Genomic DNA, 6,681 nt, shown 5'->3' with positions numbered 1-6,681 from the left:
CGAGAACTAACAGTGAGCCCCGTTATAGGGGGCTATTCAAAGCCACCTGCTATGCAGGTGGCTTTTTACTTCTAGCCATGTGCGCTGCTTCTAACCATATGTGGGTTAAGATTTTTACAGCGCGAGCTTAAGGATCTCTACCACGTCATCTGGAGTAATGTCGCCGTGTTCACCAATTGCGAGCATGCCGTGTTCGGTGAGTTTTTGTTTTACAGCAGGAATAGCCGATTCATCCAGTCCGTAAGCAGACAATGTGGTTGGGTTGCCCATTAACGCGAAGAACTCTTCCGTCTTTTGAATTGCAAGTTCGATTTGCTCATCTTCGCTGCCAGAAGTGATGTTTAACACTCGGTTTGCGTATTGAAGCAGTTTGCCTTTCTTCTGCTCTTTTTTGTAACGCCACAGCGATGGCATCACAATCGCCAATGTTTGTGCATGGTCTAAACCGAATAGTGCAGTCAGCTCGTGACCAATCGCGTGTGTTGACCAGTCAGTAGGTACGCCATTTCTTAACGTGCCGTTCAGCGCCATGGTTGCTGTCCACATCAGGTTTGCGCGCACTTCGTAATCATTTGGTTTTTCCAGTGCTACCGGACCATCTTCGAGAATATTGAGAAGTAAGCTTTCAGCAAAACGGTCTGAGACTTTCGCGTTCACAGGGTAGGTCATGTACTGTTCCATGATGTGAACAAAACTGTCTACTGCACCGTTAGCGATTTGGCGTGCCGGAAGAGAATAGGTGGTTTCAGGATCGAGAATTGAGAACGCAGGGCGAACCAGATCAGAGCCGAAAGAGAGTTTGTCTTGAGTGGCTGCGCGCGTTACCACACTGTTGCGGTTCATCTCTGAGCCTGTTGCTGGGAGTGTAAGAACACACCCCAGTGGCAGAGCTTTTTTCACACAGTTACCACCGGTTGTGATGATGTCCCAGTAATCGCCGTCGTAACAAGCGCCCGCAGCAATGAACTTACTGCCATCAATGACAGAGCCACCGCCCACAGCAAGAATCAAATCAACTTTCTCTTTCTTGGCAAGCTCCACCGCTTTAATCAGCGTTTCATAATGCGGGTTTGGTTCGATACCGCTGAACTCGAATACGGTGCAATCTTTAAGCGCATCGATCACTTGGTCGTAAACGCCGTTCTTCTTGATGCTGCCGCCACCGTAAGTAATAAGAACACGGCTGTTCGGTGTGATTTCTTGTTTTAGAGTCGCGATTTGACCTTTACCAAAATGCACTTTGGTTGGGTTGAAATAAGTAAAATTGTTCATAGTTGTCTCGGGGTTCTTTGGTAGTTCCAAGCATTGAGAGTTTTGCTATGGCCTTAAATAACGGCCTTGAAATACCTAGCTTCCTAACACTCTCACTGCATGTGCTGACTAGGGCATTAAAACAAATAATGCGGCTATTGTACCAATTAAATCTTTCTCTGCGGGATCGAATTGCAGTAGTTTAGAAGTTTTTAAATTCAAAGCTGAACATTTTGATTTTTTTCATTAAATTGTATTTCTCACGACGTTGTCGGTCTATGATGAATGTGAAATCGGTCGAATAAAAAGGTGACAGCATGGCGAAAACACAACAGTTAATCGATGGTCCAATTAACAAAGCCTTATTGTCTCTCGCCATCCCTATCGTCTTTGGGCAGCTATTACAGTCGGCTTATCAGCTTACCGATGCTTTCTGGGTTGGCCGCTTAGGGGCGAATGAAGTCGCCGCAGTTTCTGTCAGTATGCCTGTGACATTTTTAGTCATAGCGTTGGGCGCGGGGCTTGCCATGGCTGGGGCGACACTGACAGCGCAATACATGGGCGCAAGGCAATATGACAAGGTGAATCATGTCGCAGGTCAAACCATGTTGATGGTGTTTATTACTTCGGTAGTGTTGGGGTTTCTCGGTTATCTGCTCTCTCCTTATTTCCTAAGGCTACTCGGTGTTGAAGAAGCGGTGTATACCAACGCTCTCGCCTTTATGCGTATCTCCTTTGTGAGCGTGATTTTTGTGTTTGTTTACAACATGTTCCAAGCCTTAATGAGAGGTATTGGTCAGGTAAAAGTCCCGCTTTATATCGTGCTTGGTACGGTGTTGCTCAACTTTGTGCTAGACCCGTTATTCATCTTCGGTATGGGTATGTTCGACGGTCTCGGTGTTTCCGGTGCGGCGCTGGCTACTCTGGTCACTCAAGCATTAGCTGCGTTAACTGGTTTCTATATTCTTTCCAAGGGCAAACACGGTATTCATCTCAAATGGCGTGATTTATCACCTGACTGGACATACATCAAGCGTGCTTTCTTTTTAGGTGCTCCGGGATCAGTAGAACTTTCGGCTCGTGCGCTAGGTTTGATTACCATGTCGTTTCTGGTGGCGAGTTTCGGCACCGTTACCATTGCTTCTTATGGTGTAGGTTCAAACATACTGCAATTGATCACGATTCCTGGCATGGGTTTGGCGATGGCGGTATCGACACTGGTTGGGCAGAATTTGGGTGCAAATCGCGTCGATCGTGCAGCGAAAATTACGGTAATTGGCTCTGTTTGGAGCTTTGTGATGCTGACTGTTCTTGGTGTGTTTGCTTACCTACTTGCACCAAGCGTGGTGAAATTTTTCATTCCAGATAACCCAGCAGTGGTTGAACAAGGCGCTGAGTTTTTGAAAGTGATGTGTCTATCTTGGGGCTTTATAGGTGTGCAGCTTTCTATCATGTCGGCGTTTCGCGCGTCAGGCAATATGACCAACAGTATGATCCTCTCATTGCTGACTCAATGGGTGTTCCAGTTCCCGCTAGCCTACATTCTCTCTAAACATACTGTGTTAGCAGAAAAAGGTATTTGGTGGTCGTTCACGGTAACCAACGTCTTGGTTGCTTTGGTGGCGGTAGCTTGGTATGCCCGTGGTAGCTGGAAGAAAACGCGCATTATCGAACAGGATGATATTGAAACACTGGCGACCTCAGAAGAAGCGCTTATCGAAGTGGGCGAGAGAAGGGCTTAATTGTTTGTCAGTATTGGCTTAACAAGCGGTTATACGTTAGAGGACGTTATCCTTTAAATGGTAGTCTTGTGGTGTTCTTTGTCACCTCTAAGTTTACCGAACTATCATGCTAAAACTCATATCAACTTTTGCCTTCACTCTACTGCTTTATGGATGTGGTGGAGAAGAATCAGGCTCGACAGAAACGCTACCGACCGTTTCTAGTTTTGCTTCGGATGTGGTCGATAGTATGACGCTAGCCAATGATGCAACGTTATTAAACACCTCAGAAGATACCAGTTGGTCTAAGACCGGCCACGTAACCCAAGGTTTACCGAGAGGTGACGCAGCGCCAAGCTGGTGGGCAGATTCCATCCTTGATGACAGTCTGAAAACAGCCAATTCGTGGAATGCGCTGACTGGCTGGTTTACGGTTTTTGAATCTAACACTAATGTCGACCAAAACGTGAAGGTCTACTACAGCGATTTTGAAATTTGGTTGTTGAAAGGCAGTGATGTCAGCCACGCCAAATGGGAGCAATTGACTGTTACACCAACTAGTTGGGCATCATATTACGACTCCGATATCGTCACTTGGCAAGGCAGTGCACTGCCTGATGACAGCTCAGGTTATTACGAATTTCAACATCCCGATATTTTGCATGGTGGAACGAGCAAAGTCGCTTTTGATGGTGACGATGTGTTAGGGGTTTTTGTTCGCACCAAAGCTTGGATCGATAGTGATGACTCTGATGCAGAACTTCTGATCAGTGTGGGTGTGGATTATTATCCGACCATCGACAGCTCAGTGTCCAAAGGCGACTTTGCGGATGCCAATTATCTTCCGGGTGCAGGCACAAGTCGTTTTGTTTATTTAACCACTGAGCCAAAATGGTACACGATGGCGAATGTCGCTGACGATGCATTGATAAACGTTGATAGTTCGAGCCCATTTGCACAAAGCGGCGGTAAAACTTATCTGACGATTGAAGAGTGGATGAACAATCACCCTCCACTTGATGATTGAACTGAATCGCTCGATGGTTCCACATCTCCTGACCATTGTTCTGGATTGGTGAGGCGTGTTTTGTCTTCAAACGTTATTGCTCGGATATCTTGCGGGTTATAAATGGCGCATGAATCCATTGATAGACAACCGCAACCAATGCATCCACCAAGGTCGTTTTTTAATGCTTGTAGCTGTTGAATGCGGTGCTCAAGCATGGCACTCCAATCTGAAGCCATCTGCTCCCACTCTTGGCGAGTTGGCGCCTGATTTTTTGGTAAGTCAGCCAGTGAAGCTGAGATCTCTTCCAGTGTAAGACCAACCATCTGCGCGGCTTTAATCACGGCGATTCTGCGTAGCACATTTCTGTGGTATCTGCGTTGGTTTCCTTGATTGCGCCAGCTATAGATAAGCCCTTTTTGCTCGTAAAAATGCAGGGTTGAAACATTCACTCCTGAGCGTTTAGCCACTTCTCCCACAGTCATTTCCATACAAGCTTCTCCAACAATTCTGTCCATTTAGTTAATTTAGCTCAAAAAAGTGCTTTACCTAAAGTTAACTTGAGGTATTACCGTAGCACCAAGTTAACAGTAGATGGAATTAAAATCATGGAAAACAAAACGCGCACCAAGGCTTATCTCACAGGACGATTCTTTGATGGCATATCATCTGGGCTGTTTATGATGGCGTTACCTTGGGCCATGCTCTCCACTCCCAACATGGGCGCATTTGTTGCGATGGTCGCGTTGGCATGTACGGCGATTTCGTTTTTCCTAACACCTTTTTTTTCCACCTTGATTGACAGACACTCAAGAAAACAATTACTGGTATCCGTACAATTTGTGCAAGCAGGGATGGCAGCCCTTATTGCGGTGTTTTACGGGGTTGGATATGAGTCGAATTGGCTACTGGCGACAGCGCAATTGGTATTTTGGACTTCCAGTAACTTAGCGTGGGCAACCAATAATGCTTTTACTCAGGAAAACTTCCATCAGCATGAATATGCCACTATCTCCGGCAAGCAGGAAGTGATCATGCAGGGAACCACATTAGGTTCTGGCGCATTAGGTGTCGTGCTGCTTGAGATGTGGGGAATGCTGGAGTTTGCTTCGTTCGCTGCTATTGCTTCTGCAATAGCGAGTATTAGCTACATGATCACGCCTTATCGTCGCCAGTTACGCCAAGTAAATTCAGTGTCATTTGTTGATCAAATGAAAGAGAGCAAAGACATCTTTGTAGAACGGCCGCAGTTTTATGCGTTCTTGATGCTCTCCGCTTTAAGCTATCCAATTTTAACCTTTCTCACTAAGTTAGTGCCGATTTGGTTTGCTGAAACGGGCATTTCTGGTGATTGGTTCGCCGGTTATAACATCGCCTTTGGAATGGGATCGTTAATCACTGGTTTGATGGTTGGTCGATTATTAGGATTGGGGACGCATCAAGGGATCATGATCGGCGCAATGGGGCTGGCAGCTATTATGCTGATTGGCATGAGTTTATCTCCAACACCGCTTATGCTGCTGGCATTCACCTTTTTCTTTGGCACTTTCAATGCGCTAAACCGTATTGCTCGTACAAACTGGATGCATCATAGCATCAGCATTCATCAACGCGGTCGGGCAGATGGTGGTTTACAGATGTTTGCTACTTTTGCTCAGAGTATTAGCTATGTCGCTATCGCACTGTTAAGTCATTTTGGCATGACTCAAATTGGATTTTTCTTGGCAGCAGTCGTTATGGTTTTAGCGGTATTTATGATGATGCGGTTAAACCGAGGTCAGGAGTTAGCTGTTGGTGTGGCGTAAGGGAAAATGATGAAACCAATAGGGCTTGCGTTAACAAGCCCTATTCAACTCATACTAACTAGCGTTGAAACCCGAATTACTGAACGCTATTTACCCAATCGTCTGATTTGAACCATTTGTCATGGATACGCTGATAAGTACCATCACCTTTGATTTGACGTAAGAAGTTGTTGAGGAAGTTAAGGAAATCGGGATCTCCCTGACGAATAGCCCAACCGAGCGGCTCGTAAGTAAAGCTCTGATCTAGGTGAACTACTTTCCCCTTGTGCTGTGCTTCATACATTGCGTTGTAAGGGAAATCATAAACAAAAGCATCTGCCTGACCATTTACGATTTGCAGCACTGCATCAGCTGAAGTGTCGTAAAGATCGATTTTCGAGCGGGATAAGTATTTCTTAGCTGCTTCTGCGCCCGTTGTACCCATTTGTGTTGCGATGGTGTATTGCTCAGTGTTCAGGTCACGGAAAGAGTTAATCTTATCAGCAAGTTTAGGTGCAATGAGGATGGTTTGACCCACTTCAATGTATGGATCTGCGAAATTGACGCTTAAATTACGTTCTGGCGTGATAGTCATACCACCGATGAAATCGCACTTACCCGTTTTTAAAGCTGGAACAATACCATCCCAAGCGGTATTCACGGGTACAAACTTAACATTGATTGCACGTGCCATTTGCTTAGCCAGATCAATATCGAAGCCCACATAACGACCGTTTTTATCGGTCATTTCAAATGGAATGTAACCAGACTCAAAACAGAACTTGAGCTCACCTGAGCTTAAAATTCCATTCAGTGCTGATTCAGCAGCGTTTGCGTTTACTGACGAAAAAAGAGAGAAAATCGCGATAGAGGAAACTAACGCACCTCGAACCTGTTGTGTGAAAGGCTTTAACTTCAT

At 45.6% G+C, this 6,681-nt stretch carries 6 protein-coding genes; 3 read left to right on the top strand and 3 right to left on the bottom strand.

Annotation, left to right across the window (positions count from 1 at the left end):
* Positions 1–114: 114 nt before the first annotated feature.
* On the bottom strand, positions 115–1,272 hold the full coding sequence (locus ACOSVQ_RS07670; protein WP_491981950.1) for an iron-containing alcohol dehydrogenase: 1,158 nt from the start codon (positions 1,270–1,272) through the stop codon (positions 115–117).
* Between the two features lie 296 nt (positions 1,273–1,568).
* Between ACOSVQ_RS07670 and ACOSVQ_RS07665 the strand changes: the two genes are divergently transcribed.
* Together ACOSVQ_RS07665 and ACOSVQ_RS07660 are read left to right on the top strand one after the other, a co-directional pair.
* Positions 1,569–2,993, top strand: coding sequence for an MATE family efflux transporter (locus ACOSVQ_RS07665; RefSeq protein ID WP_491981949.1), 1,425 nt, complete (start codon positions 1,569–1,571; stop codon positions 2,991–2,993).
* 106 nt (positions 2,994–3,099) lie between these two features.
* Complete coding sequence (locus tag ACOSVQ_RS07660) at positions 3,100–3,999, top strand: hypothetical protein (RefSeq protein WP_491981948.1); 900 nt, start codon at positions 3,100–3,102, stop codon at positions 3,997–3,999.
* Here ACOSVQ_RS07660 and soxR read toward each other — a convergent pair.
* Positions 3,978–4,469 (bottom strand): redox-sensitive transcriptional activator SoxR, encoded by a 492-nt coding sequence (soxR, locus tag ACOSVQ_RS07655; protein WP_491981947.1) that lies wholly within the window; start codon positions 4,467–4,469, stop codon positions 3,978–3,980. The two genes, ACOSVQ_RS07660 and soxR, sit on opposite strands and share 22 nt — an antisense overlap.
* A gap of 117 nt (positions 4,470–4,586) precedes the next feature.
* Here soxR and ACOSVQ_RS07650 point away from each other — a divergent pair, with 117 nt between their 5' ends.
* On the top strand, positions 4,587–5,783 hold the full coding sequence (locus tag ACOSVQ_RS07650; RefSeq protein ID WP_491981946.1) for an MFS transporter: 1,197 nt from the start codon (positions 4,587–4,589) through the stop codon (positions 5,781–5,783).
* Positions 5,784–5,859: 76 nt separating this feature from the next.
* On the opposite strand, the gene ACOSVQ_RS07645 is transcribed toward ACOSVQ_RS07650, so the two are convergent.
* Positions 5,860–6,681, bottom strand: coding sequence for a transporter substrate-binding domain-containing protein (locus tag ACOSVQ_RS07645; protein WP_491981945.1), 822 nt, complete (start codon positions 6,679–6,681; stop codon positions 5,860–5,862).

This window comes from Vibrio sp. HM8-C (assembly GCF_058630515.1).
This window is presented reverse-complemented; position numbering and strand designations above follow the sequence as displayed.